The organism is Amycolatopsis regifaucium (assembly GCF_001613935.1).
Classification (GTDB): Bacteria; Actinomycetota; Actinomycetes; order Mycobacteriales; family Pseudonocardiaceae; genus Amycolatopsis; species Amycolatopsis regifaucium.
This window is the reverse complement of the sequence record NZ_LQCI01000009.1, coordinates 91,225-110,538: the sequence shown is the minus strand read 5'-3', so window position 1 is coordinate 110,538 and position 19,314 is coordinate 91,225. Positions and strand designations below refer to the sequence as shown.

Genomic DNA, 19,314 nt, shown 5'->3' with positions numbered 1-19,314 from the left:
CGTTACGAAACGGCGGGTCCAGAGGCCGAGGTGCCGGAAAGGTCCTTCAAGAATTCGTGGCACTGCTTGGCGCGTGCCGAGTCTTCTTCCATGACCTTGCGGAAGAAGTCGGCTATGTCCTGGCGTCCCGCGTTGTCGGCGTCCCTGACGTACTGGCCGTAATCGTGTCCTGCCTTCAACGCGTGGTACTGGACGCTGACGAGATCGAAACTGACATCGTCGAAACCGGTCTCACCGGTGGCCATGGATGCCTCCTGAACTAGAGCTTTTCGATCGACACACGGCGGATACCCCTAAATCTGAGACCGACACGTTTGTGCCGTGGCGTGCTCGTTGATCACGCACCGCGCACCGAGCGCGCACGAGCACTGCAACTACAGCTCCGGGCCGCCCTTACTGGCGCCGAAGTTCCGGTAGTCGAAGATCAGAACCGCCGTCCCGCGAGCGGTGCATGTTCGAGACGAACGCTTCATCAGGGTTAGGGCACCCCCTTGGTAAGTGAATATTCGTTCGACCACCTGGGCGTATCGGGATATGTTCGGTTCAGTGCCGAGGCTGCCTCGTCGCCCACGAGACCATGCGTGCCGCTGCCGTTGAGCCTGGACCACGAGGAGTACCTTCCATGACACTGCCGCGTCCCGACTCGGTGGAACTCGTCGCGGTGGACGAGTTCGTGCTTGAGGCTCTGGTGAGGGCCGCGGTCGAGGATGCCTCCGCCGACGACGTGACGCCGCCGCTGACTGCGGGCGGCGCGTGGAACGACGAGCGGATCGCCTGGCTGCGCGACTATCATCGGGATCGTCGAGCCGGTCTGGCCGGACCCTGCGGGGAGTGTACGTGGGCGGTTCGCGCTGAAGGGATGATCGTGGGAGCGGTGCGCCTCGCCCTCGGCCCGAGCGGAGATGCGGCCGCGGAACTGGGGATCTGGCTTACACGATCGACCCGGGGTCGGGGCATCGGCGCCGCGGCGGTGCGACTGCTGATCGATGAGGCGGCGGCGGCCGGTGTGGTGACGCTTAGTGCGTCGACTCGCGCGTCCAACCACGCCGCCCTGCGGATCCTCCGGTCCGCGGGCTTCACCACCGACCAGCCCAGCCCGGATGGGGCGGTCGAGGCGCGGCGAGCGCCCTCACCGAACGCTTCCGCCTGACAAGTTGATCAGGCGGCGAGCGCCGAACGCGGTCCGGTGGCTGCCGTCAAGGACGCCCAGGGGGAACGTCAGCATCGGATCCCCGCCGAACTCAGGGACGTGGCGCTTCGGGTGAGATGCGGCTGATCGCCGCCCTTCTCGACCCGCTTGACCAACGTTCAAGCACGGCACCTGCCGCTTCAGTCGGTGGTGTTTGCGAGGCCGTATCTGGCTTCCATCATCAGTACGGCCTCGTCCACGACGTGTGCCATCGATGCGTCGTCGGGAGACCAGTTCATGAGCAGCATCCGGGGCCAGAAGACGTAGTTGGAGATCATCCCGAGGAACTGGGTCGCTGCCAGCTCCGTGTCGTCCAGCTTCGCCGTTCCCAGGGCGTTCTCGGTGTCGAGATAGCGGCGCACCGAGTCGAAGTAGGGCATCTTGCCGCGCTCGAAGTGGGCCTCGCCCAACTCGGGGAAGCGCGGCAGTTCGGCGATGACGATGCGGAACAGAGCGGCCATGCCGGGCCGGGTGAGGAGGGCGACGTACCGGCGGCCGCGGGGACAAACCCGCCGCAAGAGCGTCGCGTTCGAACAAGCAGACTGCAGGGTCGGCTTGCTCCGAGATCGGCATGCTTCATGCGCGGACCGGCCCCGGCCCGGCGCCGCGGGCGCGGTCCCGTACCCGGCACGCGGAGAGTGGGCGGTCACACGCCGTCCACCAGACGGTGGCGACGGGTCGGCCGGCTCCGCCAATGGTAGGAATGCCTGGTGACCGAACCGAATCTGATCGAAGCAGCCGCCGAAGAGGCAGTCACGCTCACCAGTGAACTGATCCGCATCGACACCACCAACACCGGTGATCCCGACACGCTCGTCGGTGAACGCGCCGCCGCGGAGTACGTCGCGGAGAAGCTGACCGACGCGGGCTACGAGATCACCTACGTGGAGTCCGGCGGCAAGGACCGGCACAACGTGATCGTCAGGCTGCCGGGCGCGGACCCCTCGCGTGGCGGGCTGCTGATCCACGGTCATCTCGACGCCGTCCCCGCCGACGCCTCGGAGTGGTCGGTGCACCCGCTCTCCGGCGCGATCCAGGACGATTACGTCTGGGGCCGCGGTGCCGTTGACATGAAGGACATGTGCGGAATGGCGCTCGCGCTGGCCCGCCACTACAAGATCAACGGCATCGTGCCGCCGCGCGACCTCGTCTTCGCCTTCCTCGCCGACGAGGAAGCGGGCGGCAAGTACGGGGCGCAGTGGCTGGTCGAGAATCGTCCGGAGCTGTTCGAGGGCGTCACCGAGGCGATCAGCGAGGTCGGCGGCTTCTCGATCACGCTGAAGGACAACGTCCGCGCGTATCTCATCGAGACGGCGGAAAAGGGCATCCGCTGGATGAAGCTGCGGGTGCGCGGCACCGCCGGTCACGGCTCGATGATCCATCGCGACAACGCCGTCACCAAGCTGTCCGAGGCCGTCGCCCGGCTCGGCAACCACCGCTTCCCGCTGGTCATGACCGACTCCGTCCGCGAGTTCCTGGACGGCGTCACCGAGATCACCGGCTGGGACTTCCCCGAGGACGACATCGAGGGTTCCGTCGCCAAGCTGGGGAACATCTCCCGGATGATCGGCGCGACCCTGCGTGACACGGCGAATCCGACGATGCTGACCGCCGGGTACAAGTCGAACGTCATCCCGTCGGTCGCGGAAGCCTCGGTCGACTGCCGGATCCTTCCCGGCCGTCTCGAAGCGTTCAACGCCGAGCTGGAGGAGATTCTCGGCCCGGACATCGAGAAGGAGTGGATGGAGCTGCCGCCGGTCGAGACCACCTTCGACGGCGCACTCGTCGACGCGATGACCGCCGCGGTCCTCGCCGAGGACCCGGGTGCCCGCACGCTCCCGTACATGCTTTCCGGCGGCACGGACGCGAAGTCGTTCCAGTCGCTCGGGATCCGGAACTTCGGCTTCGCCCCACTGCAGCTGCCCGCCGACCTCGACTTCTCGGCTTTGTTCCACGGGGTCGACGAGCGCGTGCCGGTCGACGCGCTGAAGTTCGGGGTGCGCGTGCTCGACCGCTTCCTGCGCTCGTCCTGATGCCCGGTCTGCTGGCCGCCGACGGAACACCCCTGCACTTCGAGCGCTGGGGGGTTCCGTCGGCGCCGGTGACCGTCGTGCTCCTTCACGGATACGCCCTCGACAGGCGGAGCTGGCGCGCCATCGCGCCGGTGCTGGCCGAAGCGGGGGAGGAGCCGATCGCGGTACTGGCTTACGACCAGCGCGGACACGGTGAATCCGGTGCCGTCCGGCCCGCGTCGGCGACCATGGGACACCTCGCCGACGACCTGGCGGAGATTCTGGACAAGGTGCTCCCCAAGGGCCGGATCGTCCTCGTCGGCCACGACATGGGCGGTCTCGCGATCCTGTCGCTCGCCCAACGCCACCCGGAGGTCTTCGCGGCCAGGGTGGCGGGCGTCGGCCTGCTCGCCATGTCGGCGGGCGGTGTCACCCCGGACGCGATCTGGCCGAACGCACTCGGGAAACTCGGCCGTGACCTGGAAATCGTCTTCGGGACGAAGGTGATTTCGCTGGTGCGGGAGCATACGAGCAAGGCGGTGATCGCCGGGCTGCGCTGGTGGCTCTTCGGTGACGACCCGGCGCCCGGCGACGTCGAGCTGACGGTGCGGATGATCCGCGGTAACTGGCCGCAGACGGTGTCGGCCTTCCGCCCGGCACTGGACGCCTATACGCGGGAATCGGCGTTGTCGCAGGTCGGCTCGGTACCGGTGACCGCGATCGTCGGCGAGCGCGACAAACTGGTGCCCACGGCCGACGTCGAGGAGCTCGCCGGCGCGGTGGAGAACGGGACGGCGGTGGTGCTGCCCGGGGTCGGGCACGTGGTCCCGCTGGAGGCGGCCCCGCAGGTGGTGCCCCGCCTGCTGGCGCTCGCGAACCAGGCTCGCCGACAAGCCTAGCATCCTTGACAACTTCTCTTTTCGGTGGCACCGTCTTGTCATGTTCTCCGTTGCGGTGATCGAGGACGCGGAAGCGGCCGAAGTGTCGCTGGATCCCGTCCGTGCCCGGCTGCTCGCCGAACTCGCCGAACCGGCGTCGGCCACGATGCTGGCAGGCCGGATCGACCTGCCGAGACAGAAGGTGAACTACCATCTGCGCGCGCTGGAGAAGCACGGGCTGGTCGAGCTCGTCGAAGAACGGCGCAAGGGCAACGTCACCGAACGCATGATGCGCGCGACGGCGTCGTCCTACGTGATCTCGCCGACCGCCTTGTCCGCGGTGCAGCCCGACCCGGCCCAGTCTCCGGACCGGCTCTCCGCACGCTGGCTGCTCGCGGTCGCGGGCAGGCTGGTGCGCGACGTCGGCCTGCTGATCACCGGTTCGGCCAAGGCTCGCAAACGGGTCGCGACCTTCGCGATCGACGGTGAGGTGCGGTTCTCCTCCGCGGCCGACAGGGCCGCGTTCGCCGAGGAGCTCACCGCCGCGGTCACGAACCTGGTGAGCAAATACCACGATGAAGGCGCCGAGCACGGCCGCGACCACCGGATCGTGGTCGCCGTCCACCCGAGCGTCAAAACCGAGCCCGAGGAGCGCTGAGTGGGGCACGAATTCGAGATCACCGAGCGCGCCGAGGTCGACGCGACACCGGAACAGATCTGGGAGGCCATCGCCACCGGGCCAGGGATCACGTCGTGGTTCATGGGGCGAAACGAAGTCGATGGCGGCGTCGGAGGCACGGTGAAGACCGCGTTCGGCAGCTTCGAACCCGCTTCCGTGATCACCTCGTGGGATCCGCTGGAGCGGCTCGTCTACGGCACGGAGCCGGCGCCTGACGGGCGATTCGTGGCCTACGAGTTCCTGATCGAAGGCCGTGCCGGTGGCAGCACGGTGCTGCGGACCGTCACCAGCGGCTTCCTTCCCGGCGACGACTGGGAGGACGAGTTCGAGGCGATGACCGCCGGTGGCGAGCTCTTCTTCCGCACCCTGGTCGAATACCTCACCAACTTCGCCGGGCGGAAGGCCGTGCCGGTGACGGTGTTCGGGCCGATGATCGCGGACTGGGACAGCGCGTGGCTGACCCTCGGCCGGGAACTCGGCCTGGCGGGCCGGCCGGAGACGGGGGACCGGATCCGGCTGTCGACCGGGTCGATGTCCGCTGTGGACGGCGAGGTCTACCTGGCGAACGCGCAGACCGTCGGGATCCGGACCGCGGACGCGTTCCTGCGGTTCGTACGCGGCTTTCCGGGCCCGATGGTCGCGATGCATCACCTGTTCGGCGATGTCGACCCCGCGAAGCAGGAAAAGATCTGGGCGGACTGGCTCGCCCGCGTGTTCAGGTGATCAGGCCGGGCAGGGGATTGGCGGTGCGCTTGCGGCGCAACCACACCCTTCGCGTCCCATCGGAGTAGAGCCGGACGGTCGAGAGTTCCCAACCGGCGAACTCGGCGTGGATCGACAGCTGCGTCGCCGCCGCCCGCCGGGACACACCGGGCGGCAACTGCAGCCGCCGGTACTCCCAATCCCCTTCGACCACCGCCTCGTCCACAACTGTCATGGCGTGATCACCTGGATCCCTTCTCCGATGGCCGAGCCGACGACCACCCGGCCGCCGTGGGCGTCGACGGTGACCGAATCTGGCTGCCGCAAGGTCGGGAACCGGTGCTTCTCGATCGGTTCGCCGCCGCGGACGTCGAAGCCGACGACCTCGTTGCGTTCGGTGAGGGTGACCCAGACGAGGCCTCGCGCGCGGTCGTAGGCGATGCCGTACACCCCCCCGGGGACGGGATAGCGCTGGCGCAGCAACAACGGCGTCGTGGAAAACGCCAGCAACGCGCCCGCTCGCGCGTCGGTGACGAAGACGCGCCCGAAGTCGTCGGTGACCGCGTTGGCCGCGCCGTCGCCCGCCCGCAGGCCCTCGCCGATCTTGCCCTCGGTGAGATCCACGGAGAACAGCGCGGTGCGCAGCTTGTCCAGCACGACCACACCGTCACCGGTGTTCAGTACGTCGTCGGCGCTGTAGATCTGGCCCGTGATGGTCTTGGGGCCGGAGTTCTCGGACAGCACTTCGAGGACCTTGCGATCACGGACCGCGACCAGCGTCGCGTCGCCGTCGGCGAGACCGGCGGACGGCTGACCCGCGACGGGGATCGTCTCGAGCGCGCCACCGGGAAGGGTGACCTTCGCCAGCACGCTCTTGTCCGGGACGCCGGCGAGCACCTGCGAATTCGAGACGGTGAGCCGCTCGGCCGGACCGGGCAGGGCCACGGTCGTCTTCGGCGCGTCCAGGGCCGCGAGGTCGTAGATGCGCAGCGACGGCGGATCCGAGACGGCGACGACCAGCGTCTTGCTCGTCTCGTCGGTGACCAGCGCCTTCACCCCCGGTGCGGCGAACACCGAGCCCGCCGGCTTGATCGCCACGGCAGGGGAGACGGCCGCGGTCGCCGCGACCGGGTTCTGCACGATCTGCAGGGTGTCGTTCGGAGTGTCGTCGGTACCGCACGACGAGAGCACCAGGGCACCGACGAGCGGGATCGCGATCCGGGAAATGGCGGACAGCCGACCCACGTTGGTGCCTCCACCTGCTACTTGTCGAACGGACCTGTCCAGCATCCCCCAGGAACCCGACCGCGTCACGTCCGCGTCACTCAACAGTCACCTAAACCACTCACTGAGACGGCTCACAGGCCGCGTTCCGGATAGCCGACCTCGATCGCGCTGACGTCGTCGAGCGCGGAGCGGATGGCGGGCGGGAGCGTGATGTCCTCGGCGGTGAGCGACCCGGTCAGCTGACCGGTGTCACGGGCCCCGACCACGGGCGCGACCACTCCCGGCCGGTCGCGGACCCAGGCCAGCGCGACGGCCAGCGGCGAGGTGCCGAGGCCGTCGGCGGCGGTCGCGACCGCCTGCACGATCCTGGCCGCGCGATCGGTCAGGTGATGTTCGACATAGCCCGCGTAAACGCTCGAAGCGCCGCGCGAATCGGCGGGTGTGCCGGTGCGGTACTTGCCGGTGAGCACCCCCCGGCCGAGCGGCGCCCAGGGCAGGATCCCGATGCCGTGATGCTCGGCCGCCGGGACCACCTCGCGGTCGACCCCGCGTTCCAGCAGCGAGTACTCGACCTGCGTCGACACCAGCGGGGCGACGGCGGAACCGCGGGCCGCGGCGGTCGCCAGCTGCCAGCCGCAGTAGTTGGAGACGCCGACGTAGCGGACCTTGCCGCTGGAAACGGCGTACTCGAGAGCGGCGAGTGTCTCGTCGACCGGCACGGTGGTGTCCCAGGCGTGCAACTGCCAGAGATCGATGTGGTCGGTGCCGAGGCGGCGCAGCGAGCCTTCGAGCGCGCTCAGCAGCGCGCCGCGCGAGGCGCCGCCGCCGAACGGGCCGTCGGTGCGGCGGGCGACGGCCTTGGTGGCGAGAACGATGTCGTCCCGGGGGACCAGGTCGCCGAGCAGGGCGCCGAGGACGCGTTCGCTCTCGCCCTCGGTGTAGATGTCGGCGGTGTCGACCAGGGTGCCCCCGGCGTCGACGAACGCGACCAGCTGGCTGGCCGCCTCCTCGGAGTCGGTGTCGCCACCCCACGTCATGGTCCCGAGGGCCATCCGCGAGACCCGCAGTCCCGACCGGCCGAGCTGTCGCTTTTCCACGACGGGCGAGCCTAGCCGGAAGGCAAGTGCGGGACACGGAGCAGGTGAGCGTGTCGTGATCGAGTACCACCGGCGGGTCACCGCGGTGCCAACACCCTGAACGGAGGAGTGACACCCAGCTGGATACATTCACGCCGTGCGACTCGGACTGAATTTGGGCTATTGGGGCGCGGGCAACGACGCGGCCAACCTGGCATTGGCGAAGAAGGCGGACGAACTGGACTACGCGGTCGTGTGGGCCGCGGAGGCCTACGGTTCGGACGCGCCGACGGTGCTGGCGTGGGTGGCGGCGCAGACCTCACGGATCGACGTGGGCAGCGCGGTGCTGCAGGTCCCGGCGCGGACGCCGGCGATGACCGCGATGACCGCCGCGACCCTGGACACGCTGTCGGGCGGCCGGTTCCGCCTCGGCCTCGGTGTCTCCGGCCCGCAGGTGTCCGAAGGCTGGCACGGCGTGAAGTTCGTGTCGCCGCTCGGCCGCACGCGCGAATACGTCGAGATCGTCCGCAAGGCACTGGCCCGGGAGCGGGTCAAGTACGACGGCGACCATTTCCAGCTGCCGCTGCCCGGCGGGCCCGGCAAGGCACTGACGCTGACCGTGCACCCGGTGCGCGAAGAGATCCCGGTGTACCTGGCCGCGATCGGCCCGAAGAACCTCGAACTGACCGGTGAGATCGCCAACGGCTGGCTGCCGGTGTTCTTCTCGCCCGAGCACGCCGGTGAGCAGCTGAAGCTGATCCAGGCGGGTGCGGACAAGGCCGGGCGTTCCCTCGACGGCTTCGACGTCGTCCCCACCGTCCCGCTCGTGGTCGGTGACGACTGGAAGGCCTGTGCCGACGCGGTCCGCAGGTACGCGGCGCTGTACATCGGCGGGATGGGCAGCCGCGAAAAGAACTTCTACAACCAGCTCGCCTGCCGGATGGGCTTCGAGCGCGAAGCTGCCGACGTCCAGCAGAAGTACCTCGGCAAGGACTACGCGGGCGCCATGGCCGCCGTCCCGCTCGAGTTCATCGACGCGACGTCGCTGCTGGGGCCGAAGGAACGGATCGCGGACCGGATGCGGGCCTTCGCCGGAGCGGGGGTCACCACGCTGACCGTCGCGCCCTCCATGCCGGACCCGGAGAGCTCCGCACACGCTCTCGAGACCGCCGCCGAGGCGATCGAACTGGCCGGTGTCGCCTGATGGGCTGGTTCGAAGCACTGGTCCTCGGCCTCGTCCAGGGCCTGACCGAGTTCCTGCCGATCTCCTCCAGCGCGCACCTGCGGATCACCGCGGCGCTGGCGGGCTGGGACGATCCGGGCGCGGCGTTCACCGCGGTGACCCAGATCGGCACCGAACTCGCGGTCATCCTGTACTTCTCGGCCAAGATCGGGAAGATCCTCCGAGCCTGGTTCTTCTCGATCTACAAGAAGGACTGGCGACAGGACCCGGACGCGAGGCTCGGCTGGCTGATCATCGTCGGTTCGCTGCCGATCGTCGTGCTGGGCCTGCTGCTGCAGGACGCGATCGACGAGACCTTCCGTGATCTGCGGATCACCGCGACCACGCTGATCGTCTTCGGCCTCATCCTTCTCGTGGCCGACCGCATCGGGAAGCAGGAGCGGACGCTCGATCACCTGACCGTGCCGCACGGCCTCGGATTCGGTTTCGCGCAGGCGCTGGCGCTGATCCCGGGTGTCTCCCGCTCCGGCGGCACCACCAGCGCGGGGCTGTTGCTCGGTTACACCCGCGCGGAGGCCGCCGAGTACTCGTTCCTGCTGGCGCTGCCGGCGGTGTTCGGCTCGGGGCTGTACAAGCTCACCGACATCGGCAAGGACGGCGCCCCGGCGCAATGGGGCCCGACGATCCTGGCGACGCTGGTCGCGTTCGGCGTCGGCTACGCCGTCATCGCGTGGCTGATGTCCTACATCAAGACCAAGAGCTTCGTGCCGTTCGTCATCTACCGGCTCGTGCTCGGCGCCCTGCTGTTCGTACTGATCGTCACCGGCGTCCTGGACCCGCAGGAGGGCCCGCACCTGTAGCTCCTACGCGTTTCGTCCTCTGAACGCGGTCCTTGCGCGTGCAAGTACCGCATCCAGAGGACGAAACGCGGGGCAAAGCACGACCCGTAGGGTGGGCCACGTGAGTACTGTGATCCTTCTGCGCCACGGCAAGTCCACGGCGAACGGTTCGGGCGTCCTCGCCGGACGCACGCCCAAGGTCGGCCTGGACGACACCGGCCGGGCGCAGGCGGCCGCGCTGGTCGAGCGGCTTGCGCCGGTACCGCTGGCCGAACTGGTGGTCTCGCCGATGCTCCGTTGCCGGCAGACCGTCGCGAAGCTGGCCGAGGCACGCGGCCTGAAGAAGATCAAAGAGCCCGGTTTGTCCGAAGTGGACTACGGCGAATGGACCGGCCGCGCGCTCAAGGATCTGTTCAAAGAACCTCTGTGGAAGGTCGTTCAGGCGCATCCGTCGGCCGCGGTCTTCCCCGGCGGCGAAGGATTGGCCGAGATGCAGGCCCGCTCGGTCGCGGCCGTCCGTGCGCACGACGCGCGAATCACCGCGAAGCACGGCGAAAACGCGGTATGGCTCTTATGCAGCCACGGCGATGTGATCAAGTCGATCCTCGCCGACGCGCTCGGCCAGCATCTCGATTCCTTCCAGCGGATCGTGGTCGACCCGGCCTCGGTTTCGGTCGTCCGCTACACCGAGACTCGGCCGTTCGTGTTGCGCGTCAACGACAACGGCGGCGACCTGGCCGGGATCGCCCCACCGGAACCCAAAGCCGAAGCCAACGGCGGCAGGGGGAAGCAGAGTTCGGACGCGGTGGTGGGCGGTACCACCGGAGCGTGACCATCGCCGACGTCGGCGTCACCGCCACGGACGGCATCCACCGGCCCCTCGCTGCCCGTAAGGTGGCCAGACCAGCAGATTCGACGACCCGGGAGCAACACCGATGATTTCGCAGGACAACCCGTTCGCCGCGCCGAGTGAGCTGCCCTACGCCCTTCCTCCCTTCGACCGGATCGCCGACGAGCACTTCCTGCCCGCCTTCGAAGCCGGACTGGCCGAGCATGCCGCGGAGATCGAGGAGATCGCCGGTTCGCCCGAGCCGCCGACCTTCGAGAACACCATCGTCGCGCTGGAGAAGTCCGGCAGGCTCCTGTCCCGCGTCTCCAGCGTGTTCTTCAACCTCGCCGGATCCAACGCGAACGACGAGATCCAGCGCGTGCAGGCCGAGATGGCGCCGCGGCTGGCCGCGCACGCCGACGCCATCAACCTGAACCCGGCGTTGTTCGCCCGGATCAACACCCTGTTCGAGCGCCGGGACGAACTCGGGCTCGACCCCGAGTCCCTGCGGCTGCTGGAGCGTCGCCACACCGACGTCCGCCGCGCCGGCGCCGGGCTGCCCGAGCCCGACCAGAAGCGGCTGCGCGAGCTGAACGAACAGCTTTCGACGCTGTCGACCAGGTTCCAGCAGAACCTGCTGAAGGACACCAACGAACTCGCTGTGGTCGTCGACGACGTCAAGGAACTCGCCGGGCTCACCGACGACGCCATCGCCACCGCCGCCGAAACCGCGGGCGAGGAGGGCAAGTACGTCCTCAAGCTGACTCTGCCGACGGCGCAGGCGGCACTGGCGTCGCTGGAGGACCGCGCGCTGCGTGAGCGGATTTTCACCGCGTCGGTGTCCCGCGGCAACCGGGGCAACGAGTTCGACAACAACCGGATCGTGGCCGAGCTGGTCCGGTTGCGCGCCGAACGGGCCGCCGTGCTCGGTTTCCCCGACCACGCCTCGTATGTCATCGAGGACGAGACGGCGAAGACCGCGGAAGCCGCCGTCGGTCTGCTGGAACGCCTCGCGCCGGTCGCGGTCGCCAACGCCAAGGCGGAGGCCGAAGAGCTGCAGCGCTACCTCGAAGCCGACATCCCCGGCGCGATCTTGCGGCCCTGGGACTGGGCCTTCTACGCCGAACGCGTCCGCAAGGACCGGTTCGAGGTCGACACGGCCGCACTGCGCCCGTACTTCGAGCTGAACCGCGTGCTGACCGACGGCGTCTTCTTCGCCGCGTCCAAGCTCTACGGCCTGAGCTTCACCGAGCGCGACGACCTGCCGAAGTACCACCCCGAGGTGCGGATCTTCGAGGTCTTCGACGCCGACGGCGCCGGACTCGGCCTTTTCCTGATGGACTACTACGCCCGCGACTCGAAGCGCGGCGGCGCCTGGATGAACAACTTCGTCGACCAGACGAAGCTGCTGGGCACCAAGACGGTCGTGGTGAACGTCCTCAACGTCGCCAAGCCGCCGGCGGGGGACCCGACCCTGCTGACCTTCGACGAGGTCGTCACCGCCTTCCACGAGTTCGGGCACGCACTGCACTCGCTGCTTTCCGACGTCGAGTACCCGACGTTCTCCGGCACCAACGTCCCTCGCGACTTCGTCGAGTACCCCTCGCAGGTCAACGAGATGTGGATGCTGTGGCCCGAGGTGCTGGCCAACTACGCCAAGCACCACGTGACCGGTGAGCCGCTGCCGCAGGAGCAGATCGACAAGCTCCTGGCGTCGCAGCAGTACGGCGAAGGGTTCTCCACCACCGAGTACCTCGCCGCGTCCCTTTTGGACCAGGCGTGGCACGGGCTCGGCACCGAGGACACCATCGACGACGTCCAGCGGTTCGAGACCGAGGCGCTGACCAAGGCCGGTGTCGCGTTGGAGGCCGTGCCGCCGCGTTACCGCACCACCTACTTCGCGCACGTCTTCAGCGGTGGCTACAGCGCCGGGTACTACTCCTACATCTGGAGCGAGGTCCTCGACGCGGACACCGTCCAGTGGTTCCGCGAGAACGGTGGGCTCACCAGGGAGAACGGTGACCACTTCCGCCGTGAACTGCTCGGGCGGGGCGGCAGCGTCGACCCGATGGCCGCGTTCCGCGCGTTCCGTGGCCGCGACCCGGAGATCGAGCCGCTGCTCAAGCGCCGCGGTCTCGCCGGGGCCTGACCCGCTGACGGTCCCCCTGCCTGGACACCCCCAGTGCCCAGGCAGGGAAACCACGCTCAGGCGTGGCGTCCGGCGAGTTCGGCGACCGCCGCGGCCACGTCGTCCACCTCTCTTTCGGTGTTGTAGTAGTGCGGGCTCAGCCGCAAGCACCAGTCGACGTCCTTGTCCCCGAAGTCGAACTGCGCGAACTCCCGGTAGCTCAGCGCCGAGTTGATTTGCCGGGCGTCCATCGCCTCTTTGAACGGGACAGCCTCCCAACCCTTGATCGAGAACGTCACCAGCGCGCCCAGACGCGGGCCCCGGTCGAGGATCTCGACACCGGGAAGAGCACTCAGCCCGTCGCGCAGCCTCGCGGCCAGCGCGGGGGTGCGCCGTGAGATCGCCTCCAGGCCGACCTCACGGGCATAACGCGCCGCTCGCGCGCAGGCGAGCACCGTGGCGTAAGGGAATTCCCATTCTTCGAACCTGCTCGCCGACTCCGCGGGTTCGTACCTTCCCGGTGCGGACCACCGGGCGCCGTGCATGTCGATGAACAGCGGTTCGTGACCGGCCGCGAGGAAGCGGTCGGAGATGAACAAGAACCCCGAACCGCGAGGGCCGCGCAGGAATTTACGGCAGGTGGAGGTGAGCAGGTCGGCGCCGATCTCCTCGACGTCGACGGGGTACTGCCCGACCGACTGGCAGGCGTCGACCAGATACAGCAGGCCGAGGTCCCGGCAGTGCCGCCCGATCTCGGCGACCGGCTGGACGAGTCCGGAATTGGTGGGGATATGGGTGACCGCGACCAATTTCGGTCGCCGGGCGCGCATCAGCGCGGCCATGGCCTCGACGTCGACGCCGCCTTCGGGCGAGTCGGGCGCGTGCACGATCTCCACGCCGAACCGCTTCCGCAGCGACAGGAACGCGATCTGATTGGAGATGAAGTCGTTGCGGGTGGTGAGGACGACGTCTCCGGATTCGAACCGGATCGAGGACAGTGCCGTGGAGTACGCGTGCGTGGCGCTGGCCGCGAACGCGATGTTGCGCGGCCGCGCGTTGATGAGCGCGGCGATCTCCCGGTAGAAGTCCGCGACCTCGTCGGCTCGGGCGGCGGCGGCCTCGTAGCCACCGACTTCGGCTTCGAGATTCAGATGGTCGAGCATCGTGGCGAGGACTGGTCTCGCCAGGAGCCCGCAACCGGCGTTGTTGAAGTGGACGACTCTTTCGCTGCCCGGCGTATCAGCCCGCAGCGCCGGGATGTCCAGTAGTGATTCCCGCTGATCTTCAGTAGCACTATCATGTTCTTTCATGTCGGATAGTAGCACTTCCGCCCTTGCAGCCCAGCTGCGTTCCCTGATCCGGGCGGCGGCTCCGGGAGACCGGTTGCCCAGCAGCCGGGAGCTGATCGAGCGCTACCGGGTCGGCCCGGTGACGGTCTCGCGCGCGATCGCCTTGCTGGCCGCGGAGGGAGCTGTCGTGACCCGGCCGGGGAGCGGGACGTACGTGGCGACGGTGCCGAGGACGGCAGGCGAGCCGGTCGACACCGCCTGGCAGACCGTCGCGCTGACCGATCGCAGCGTCGACACCCGATCCCTCAGCGGATCCCTGGGGCCGCCGCCGGACGGCGCGATCCTCCTCGACGGCGGCTATCCGCACCGATCACTGCAGGCGACCCGGTTCTTGAGCGTGGCACTCGCGCGGGCTGGCCGCCGTCCGGACGCGTGGGATCGCGCACCCGCCACCGGCCTGGCCGCGCTGCGGTCGGTGTTCGCCGGTCCGGCCGGCGCGTCACCGGACGACGTCCTGATCACCGCGGGCGGACAGAGCGGGCTGTCGATCGCGTTCCGGGCCATCGCGGCGCCCGGCAGTCCGGTACTGGTCGAATCACCCACCTATCCGGGAGCGCTCGCCGCCGCCCGGGCGGCCGGGCTCCGTCCGGTGCCGGTACCGATCGACGACGACGGCGTCCGCCCGGACCTGCTGGCCGAGGCCTTCGCGATGACCGGAGCCCGGCTCTTCTACTGCCAGCCCACGTTCCACAATCCGACCGGAACGGTGCTGGCGGCCGAGCGCCGCGCGCAGGTGCTCGACGTGGCACGGGCGGCGGGTGCGTTCGTGCTGGAGGACGATTTCGCCCGCTACCTGTCGCACGGCGCCGGCGCACCGCGTCCGCTGATCGCCGACGACCGCGACGGAACCGTCGTCCACCTGACCTCGCTGACCAAAGCGGCCGCGCCGAGCCTGCGGATCGGCGCGCTGATCGCTCGGGGGCCGGTTTTCGACCGGCTGAAGGCGGTCCGGCGGGTCGACGACTTCTTCGTCTCCCGTCCGTTGCAGGAGGCGGCGCTCGAACTGCTCAGCGCGCCGTCCTGGGAACGCCATGTGCGGAAACTGGGCGGGGAGCTGAGGGAACGGTGCGCTGGGGCGGCGGTCGCCCTGGCGCGAGAGTGTCCTGATTGGACACTCTCGCGCCTGCCCGCCGGTGGCTTGCATCTGTGGGTGCGGCTGACGGCGGGGAGTGACGTGAACGCACTGGCCCGCGCCGCGAGAGAGCGGGGAGTGATGACCGGGACAGGGGAGCGGTTCTTCGCCGCGGAACCGGCAGGCCCCTTCCTGCGATTGAGCTTCGCGGCCACCGCCGATCTGCCCGATCTCGACGAAGGTATCCGCCGGCTCGGCGAAGTCACGAAAGGTGTATAACGACCTATACGCCCGGGCGAAGTTGAATTTTCATCCGAAGAGGAAAAATCCCAGCTCGGACATGGGCAGCGTCGTCAGCCGCGCCGTCCCGCTCGCGCGAGGATGTCGGCGCCGGCCGGATCGGCGTCGAGTGCCTCCTCGAACGTTTCCTTGGGCAGCACGGTGTTCCCGGCGACGGTCACCGTCTTGGGCGCGTTGTCGTAGCCATCGGGCAGGGCGTCCCAGAAGTTGCCGATGAAGGCGACGTTCTCCATCGGCGGCCCTACGTGGAGCACGATCGGGGTGTCGGCGCGGTGGACGATGTTGCCGATCACAGTGATCCACGCGGCGCCGTAGTCGGCGTAGAGCCCGAAGTTGTATGAGGTGAGCACGTCCCGGATGACGTTGCCGCGGACCACCGCGCCACTGGCGAACGACGAGCCCTGTGGTGCGGACAGGTAGATCCCGCCGCCGTCCATGAGCTTCCCCATGCTGCGTTCGATGAGGTTTCCGATCACCCGCGTGTCCTTGGCCTGTTCGCCTCCGGTGATCACGATGCCGTTGTGCGGGACGTCGTGGATCTCGTTGTGCGCCACGGTCGTCTCCGCGGACCCGACCACGAGGACGGCGGACGAGCCGCGGTATTCGGTACCGATGTGGTGGACGAGGTTGTCTTCGACCGACACCCGCGTGCCGGCGTGGATGGCGATCCCGCTGCCGGAGATCTCGTCGAAGACGTTCCCGCTGATATCGACGTCGGCGCTGTCCTCGACCAGCAGACCGCCCGCACCGAGGCGGGTGAAGTGGTTGTTCTCCAGCGTGATCCGGCCGGCCGAGGAGAAGCTGACGTTGGCGGGCAGCTGGACCGGGGTGGCCGGGACATGGACGTAGCCGACCTCCGCGCCCAGGTCGATCTTCTGGAACTCCCCGTGTTCGTAGCGGGCGTTTCCGTGATAGTGCAGGTAGCCGCCGGTACGGGTGGGACCTGACCAGCCCGCGTCGGCGAAGGTGAAGCCGCGTAGCGCGATGTCGTGCACGCCCCGTCCGCTGACGAGTGTTTCGAGCACAGGGGCGATGACGGTCGTCTTGCCGATCTCTTCCCCGGCTCGCGGGCGGTAATGCAGGACGTGGGCGCCCGGCTGGGTGCGGTCGACGGCGAAGCTGCCCGGCTCGGTCAGGAAGGCGATGTTGTTCTCGACTACGGAAGGCGCGGCGAGACCGTCCCAGGTACCGTCTCCGCCGACGCCGTACCACTTCGAGTCATAGAGGGACCCGGCATGGCTGAAGGCGGGTTGGGCCATGGTGACGGTGGTCGAGGTGTCATCGCCGGTGATCGAAGCGACCGCGAGGCGGGCCTCCGACCACGGATAGACACCGGGGTAGACGAACTCCAGGCCTGAGGGGTCCGGCCAGGACTGAGGCTCCAAGCTGTCCGTGACGTAACCGGTGCCTGTTTTCGTCACGGTGCCGGGGAGTCCGGCCCGTGCCGCTCGTGTCGCCGGGAGATCGCCGACGGAGAGCCTTCGTGGTTCGAGGTCTCCGATCGGCGCGGTCCAGATGCCGTCGTCACGCGCTGACCAGCCGGTGATCACCCGGCCGCCGTTCAGTTCGACCTTCGCCTGCTCCGGAGTTCCGTAGTCGTGGGCTTGGTAGAGCACACGGAAGCCGTTCCTGCCGGAGTCGGATCTCGCATCGTCGAAGTCGAGGGGTTCTTCGAGGTGGTAGACACCTGCCGAGAAGGTGACGATGATGTCCCCCGTCATCTCGGCGGTGACGGAGCGGACGGCAGCTTGGGCCGCTTTCGGTGTGGCGAAAGGTCGGTCGACGGTGCCGGGCCAGTCGTCCCGGCCGTCGGGGGACACGTGGAACCTGATTTCAGGCATGCTGAAGCGCTCCGAGGTGATGTTTATGGGATATACTGAGGTTTATCAGCTAAACACGCACGAGCGATGAGCGTCAAGGGGAACAGGGTGGCGGAAGAGGACGCGCAAGCGGACCCGGAGCGCGCGATCGAACTGCTCTGGGGCGCGCCCGAGCCGGATCGGCCGGGATTGAGTCTCGGGAGGATCGTCGCCGCGGCGATCGAGGTCGCCGACGAGGAAGGACTCACCGCGCTGTCGATGCGCAAGGTCGCGGAACGGTTCGGCACCACCACGATGTCGCTCTACCGGTACGTTCCCGGCAAGGCGGAACTGGTGGAACTCATGCGCGACGCCGTGTACGGCGAACTTCCACTGGAGTCCGCGGCCGGACTCGGCTGGCGAGCCGGTCTCGAACGCTGGGCGCGGCGGGCGCGGGAACTGCATCGACGGCATCCCTGGCTGGTTCACAGCGCCGGAACGCGCCGCCTTCCCGGACCGAACATCATGGCCGGCTACGACCACGCCCTCGACGTCGCGTCGCGCAGCGGTTTGCCCCCCGCGCAGGTGATCGCCGTGGTGAACCTGGTGGGCGGTTTCGTCGAGTCCGTCGCGCGCCAGGTGGGGGAGACCGCGGAACTTCAGCGGAGCACAGGTGTCTCCCATGAACGCTGGTGGAGCGAACGCGAGTCCCTGTTCGAGCGTCTCGACGCCTGCCCGGCCTTGGGAAAGCTGTGGCGGAGCGGGGGAATGGACGCACCGCTCGACCCCTTCGAATTCGGGCTGCAACGCACGCTGGACGGTGTGCAGATGCTCGTAGACAACCGGGGGAGTGAGGTAATCCGTGATGAAATTGGGGGAGGGGAGTGTGTCATGTGCGGCAAACCTCTGGACGGGGGAGGGCGCGGCAGGCCACGCGACTACTGCTCGAGGGCGTGTCAGCAGCGCGCCTATCGCCAACGCCAGGCCGCTCAGTCCTGAGGCATTAAATGTATAACGACCTATACGACCAAGGAAAATAGAAAATTTATCTCAATAAACATGAAAAGATCCGCACTGAGCGAGAAGGTCGAACTTTTATCCTGGAGATTCTCTTCGCTGGCCTCCTTCCTCAGTACATGATGGCCCCCTTCCGTGCGTTTAGCGCAAGCAAGGGGGCCATCATGTAGTGCACGCGAGCCGGCTCAAAGCGCGGCGAGCCTGCCGAACCCGTCGGAGCCGTGCCCGGCGTCGATCGCTCGTTGTACTTGGGCTCGGGCGGCGCTGAGGACACCGTTGTCGAGGCCTTGGGTCCGGATGGCGTCCAGGATGTGGTCCATCGTCGCCGCCGTGGACGTGAGAGTGCCTGCGTCGCCGGGGTAGTGCCCCGAGCCGACCTGGTCGGCGAGGAAATCGATCATGTCCGGGAAGAAGCCGAGCATCGCCTTCGCGTGCCCCGCGATGTCGGTGGCGTCGATGTTCTCGGCTTTGGCGAGGGCGAACATGTGGATCACGCCGCTCATCGAGGTCCAGAGCATATCCTGCAGGGACGCGTCGAACGCGGCGGCGCGGCCGGGGTCTTCACCGAGGTGGTGTGCGTTCTCGCCGAGCGCGGCCAACGTGTCCCGGTGCCTGTGGTAGATCTCGGCGGGTCCGCTGAAGAACAGGGTCGCGTCCGGGCCGCCGATCGCGTCGGTGGTCGCCACGATGACGCCGTCGAGGTAGTCGATGCCGTGGTCGGCCGCCCAGGCGGCCAGCTCGCGGGCCTGCTGTGGGGAGCCGCCGGTGACGTTGACGAGGGTGCGGCCTTTGAGCGCGTCGGTGTCGAGGATGGACCGCACCGCGCGGTAGTCCCGTACGCAGACGACGACGAGCGGGCTGGCCGCGATCGCGTCCTCCGCGGTCGTGGCGCTGGTGGCGTCGAGGCCGTTTTCCTTGCCAGGGGTGCGATTCCACACGGTGGTGGGATGGTGGGCGGCGGTGAACGCGGCGGCGAGGGCGTGGCCCATGGGGCCGAGTCCGAGGACGGTCACGGTGGTCATGGCGGCTAAGCTA

19 protein-coding genes are annotated in these 19,314 nt (G+C 68.4%); 11 read left to right on the top strand and 8 right to left on the bottom strand.

Translation table 11 applies throughout. The features are described 5' to 3' along the window. Positions 1–2 precede the first annotated feature (2 nt). On the bottom strand, positions 3–245 hold the full coding sequence (locus AVL48_RS10500; protein ID WP_061987432.1) for a hypothetical protein: 243 nt from the start codon (positions 243–245) through the stop codon (positions 3–5). A gap of 377 nt (positions 246–622) precedes the next feature. Between AVL48_RS10500 and AVL48_RS10495 the strand changes: the two genes are divergently transcribed. After that, positions 623–1,150 carry a GNAT family N-acetyltransferase gene (locus tag AVL48_RS10495; RefSeq protein WP_061987434.1) on the top strand — a complete coding sequence of 176 codons (528 nt, stop codon included), beginning with the start codon at positions 623–625 and terminating at the stop codon, positions 1,148–1,150. 179 nt (positions 1,151–1,329) lie between these two features. Here the strand turns inward: AVL48_RS10495 and AVL48_RS40515 are convergent, their stop codons facing one another. Then, the gene (locus AVL48_RS40515) at positions 1,330–1,839 is read right to left on the bottom strand and encodes a TetR/AcrR family transcriptional regulator C-terminal domain-containing protein (protein ID WP_279626653.1); all 510 of its coding nucleotides are present in this window, start codon (positions 1,837–1,839) and stop codon (positions 1,330–1,332) included. A gap of 60 nt (positions 1,840–1,899) precedes the next feature. On the opposite strand from AVL48_RS40515, the gene AVL48_RS10485 reads away from it, so the two are divergent. From AVL48_RS10485 to AVL48_RS10470, 4 genes are read left to right on the top strand one after another with little or no spacing between them, the layout of a single operon-like run. Next, positions 1,900–3,222, top strand: coding sequence for a M20/M25/M40 family metallo-hydrolase (locus AVL48_RS10485; RefSeq protein WP_061987436.1), 1,323 nt, complete (start codon positions 1,900–1,902; stop codon positions 3,220–3,222). Continuing rightward, positions 3,222–4,100: an alpha/beta fold hydrolase gene (locus AVL48_RS10480; RefSeq protein ID WP_061987438.1), complete on the top strand. Its 879-nt coding sequence runs from the start codon at positions 3,222–3,224 to the stop codon at positions 4,098–4,100. Before AVL48_RS10485 ends, AVL48_RS10480 begins: the two co-directional genes overlap by 1 nt. A 40-nt stretch (positions 4,101–4,140) precedes the next feature. After that, positions 4,141–4,737 carry a winged helix-turn-helix domain-containing protein gene (locus tag AVL48_RS10475; protein WP_061987439.1) on the top strand — a complete coding sequence of 199 codons (597 nt, stop codon included), beginning with the start codon at positions 4,141–4,143 and terminating at the stop codon, positions 4,735–4,737. After that, positions 4,738–5,481, top strand: a complete 744-nt coding sequence (locus AVL48_RS10470; RefSeq protein ID WP_061987441.1) for an SRPBCC family protein — start codon at positions 4,738–4,740, stop codon at positions 5,479–5,481. It begins immediately after the preceding gene. On the opposite strand, the gene AVL48_RS10465 is transcribed toward AVL48_RS10470, so the two are convergent. The 3 genes from AVL48_RS10465 to AVL48_RS10455 all read right to left on the bottom strand — a co-directional run bounded on the left by AVL48_RS10465 (position 5,474) and on the right by AVL48_RS10455 (position 7,784). After that, positions 5,474–5,695 (bottom strand): DUF5703 family protein, encoded by a 222-nt coding sequence (locus AVL48_RS10465; RefSeq protein ID WP_037311913.1) that lies wholly within the window; start codon positions 5,693–5,695, stop codon positions 5,474–5,476. The genes AVL48_RS10470 and AVL48_RS10465 overlap by 8 nt on opposite strands. Further along, the gene (locus AVL48_RS10460; protein WP_061987443.1) at positions 5,692–6,705 is read right to left on the bottom strand and encodes a YncE family protein; all 1,014 of its coding nucleotides are present in this window, start codon (positions 6,703–6,705) and stop codon (positions 5,692–5,694) included. The genes AVL48_RS10465 and AVL48_RS10460 overlap by 4 nt, the downstream gene beginning before the upstream one ends. Positions 6,706–6,818: 113 nt before the next feature. Then, positions 6,819–7,784, bottom strand: coding sequence for an aldo/keto reductase (locus tag AVL48_RS10455; RefSeq protein WP_061987445.1), 966 nt, complete (start codon positions 7,782–7,784; stop codon positions 6,819–6,821). Between the two features lie 136 nt (positions 7,785–7,920). Between AVL48_RS10455 and AVL48_RS10450 the strand changes: the two genes are divergently transcribed. The 4 genes from AVL48_RS10450 to AVL48_RS10435 all read left to right on the top strand — a co-directional run bounded on the left by AVL48_RS10450 (position 7,921) and on the right by AVL48_RS10435 (position 12,763). Beyond that, positions 7,921–8,967 carry an LLM class F420-dependent oxidoreductase gene (locus AVL48_RS10450; RefSeq protein WP_061987447.1) on the top strand — a complete coding sequence of 349 codons (1,047 nt, stop codon included), beginning with the start codon at positions 7,921–7,923 and terminating at the stop codon, positions 8,965–8,967. Beyond that, positions 8,967–9,806: an undecaprenyl-diphosphate phosphatase gene (locus tag AVL48_RS10445; protein ID WP_061987449.1), complete on the top strand. Its 840-nt coding sequence runs from the start codon at positions 8,967–8,969 to the stop codon at positions 9,804–9,806. Before AVL48_RS10450 ends, AVL48_RS10445 begins: the two co-directional genes overlap by 1 nt. 100 nt (positions 9,807–9,906) lie before the next feature. Then, positions 9,907–10,617, top strand: a complete 711-nt coding sequence (locus AVL48_RS10440) for a histidine phosphatase family protein (RefSeq protein WP_061987452.1) — start codon at positions 9,907–9,909, stop codon at positions 10,615–10,617. Between the two features lie 103 nt (positions 10,618–10,720). Next, positions 10,721–12,763: a M3 family metallopeptidase gene (locus AVL48_RS10435; RefSeq protein ID WP_061987453.1), complete on the top strand. Its 2,043-nt coding sequence runs from the start codon at positions 10,721–10,723 to the stop codon at positions 12,761–12,763. A gap of 56 nt (positions 12,764–12,819) precedes the next feature. On the opposite strand, the gene AVL48_RS10430 is transcribed toward AVL48_RS10435, so the two are convergent. Continuing rightward, positions 12,820–14,052: an aminotransferase class V-fold PLP-dependent enzyme gene (locus AVL48_RS10430; RefSeq protein ID WP_061987455.1), complete on the bottom strand. Its 1,233-nt coding sequence runs from the start codon at positions 14,050–14,052 to the stop codon at positions 12,820–12,822. Between AVL48_RS10430 and AVL48_RS10425 the strand changes: the two genes are divergently transcribed. Further along, positions 14,051–15,442, top strand: a complete 1,392-nt coding sequence (locus tag AVL48_RS10425; RefSeq protein ID WP_061987457.1) for an aminotransferase-like domain-containing protein — start codon at positions 14,051–14,053, stop codon at positions 15,440–15,442. The two genes, AVL48_RS10430 and AVL48_RS10425, sit on opposite strands and share 2 nt — an antisense overlap. A 74-nt stretch (positions 15,443–15,516) precedes the next feature. Here the strand turns inward: AVL48_RS10425 and AVL48_RS10420 are convergent, their stop codons facing one another. Then, positions 15,517–17,304: a right-handed parallel beta-helix repeat-containing protein gene (locus AVL48_RS10420; RefSeq protein WP_061987459.1), complete on the bottom strand. Its 1,788-nt coding sequence runs from the start codon at positions 17,302–17,304 to the stop codon at positions 15,517–15,519. Positions 17,305–17,370: 66 nt separating this feature from the next. Here AVL48_RS10420 and AVL48_RS10415 point away from each other — a divergent pair, with 66 nt between their 5' ends. Then, on the top strand, positions 17,371–18,261 hold the full coding sequence (locus AVL48_RS10415) for a TetR/AcrR family transcriptional regulator (RefSeq protein WP_244162553.1): 891 nt from the start codon (positions 17,371–17,373) through the stop codon (positions 18,259–18,261). Between the two features lie 203 nt (positions 18,262–18,464). Here AVL48_RS10415 and AVL48_RS10410 read toward each other — a convergent pair whose 3' ends face one another. Further along, positions 18,465–19,301, bottom strand: coding sequence for an NAD(P)-dependent oxidoreductase (locus AVL48_RS10410; protein WP_082857602.1), 837 nt, complete (start codon positions 19,299–19,301; stop codon positions 18,465–18,467). Positions 19,302–19,314 lie beyond the last annotated feature (13 nt).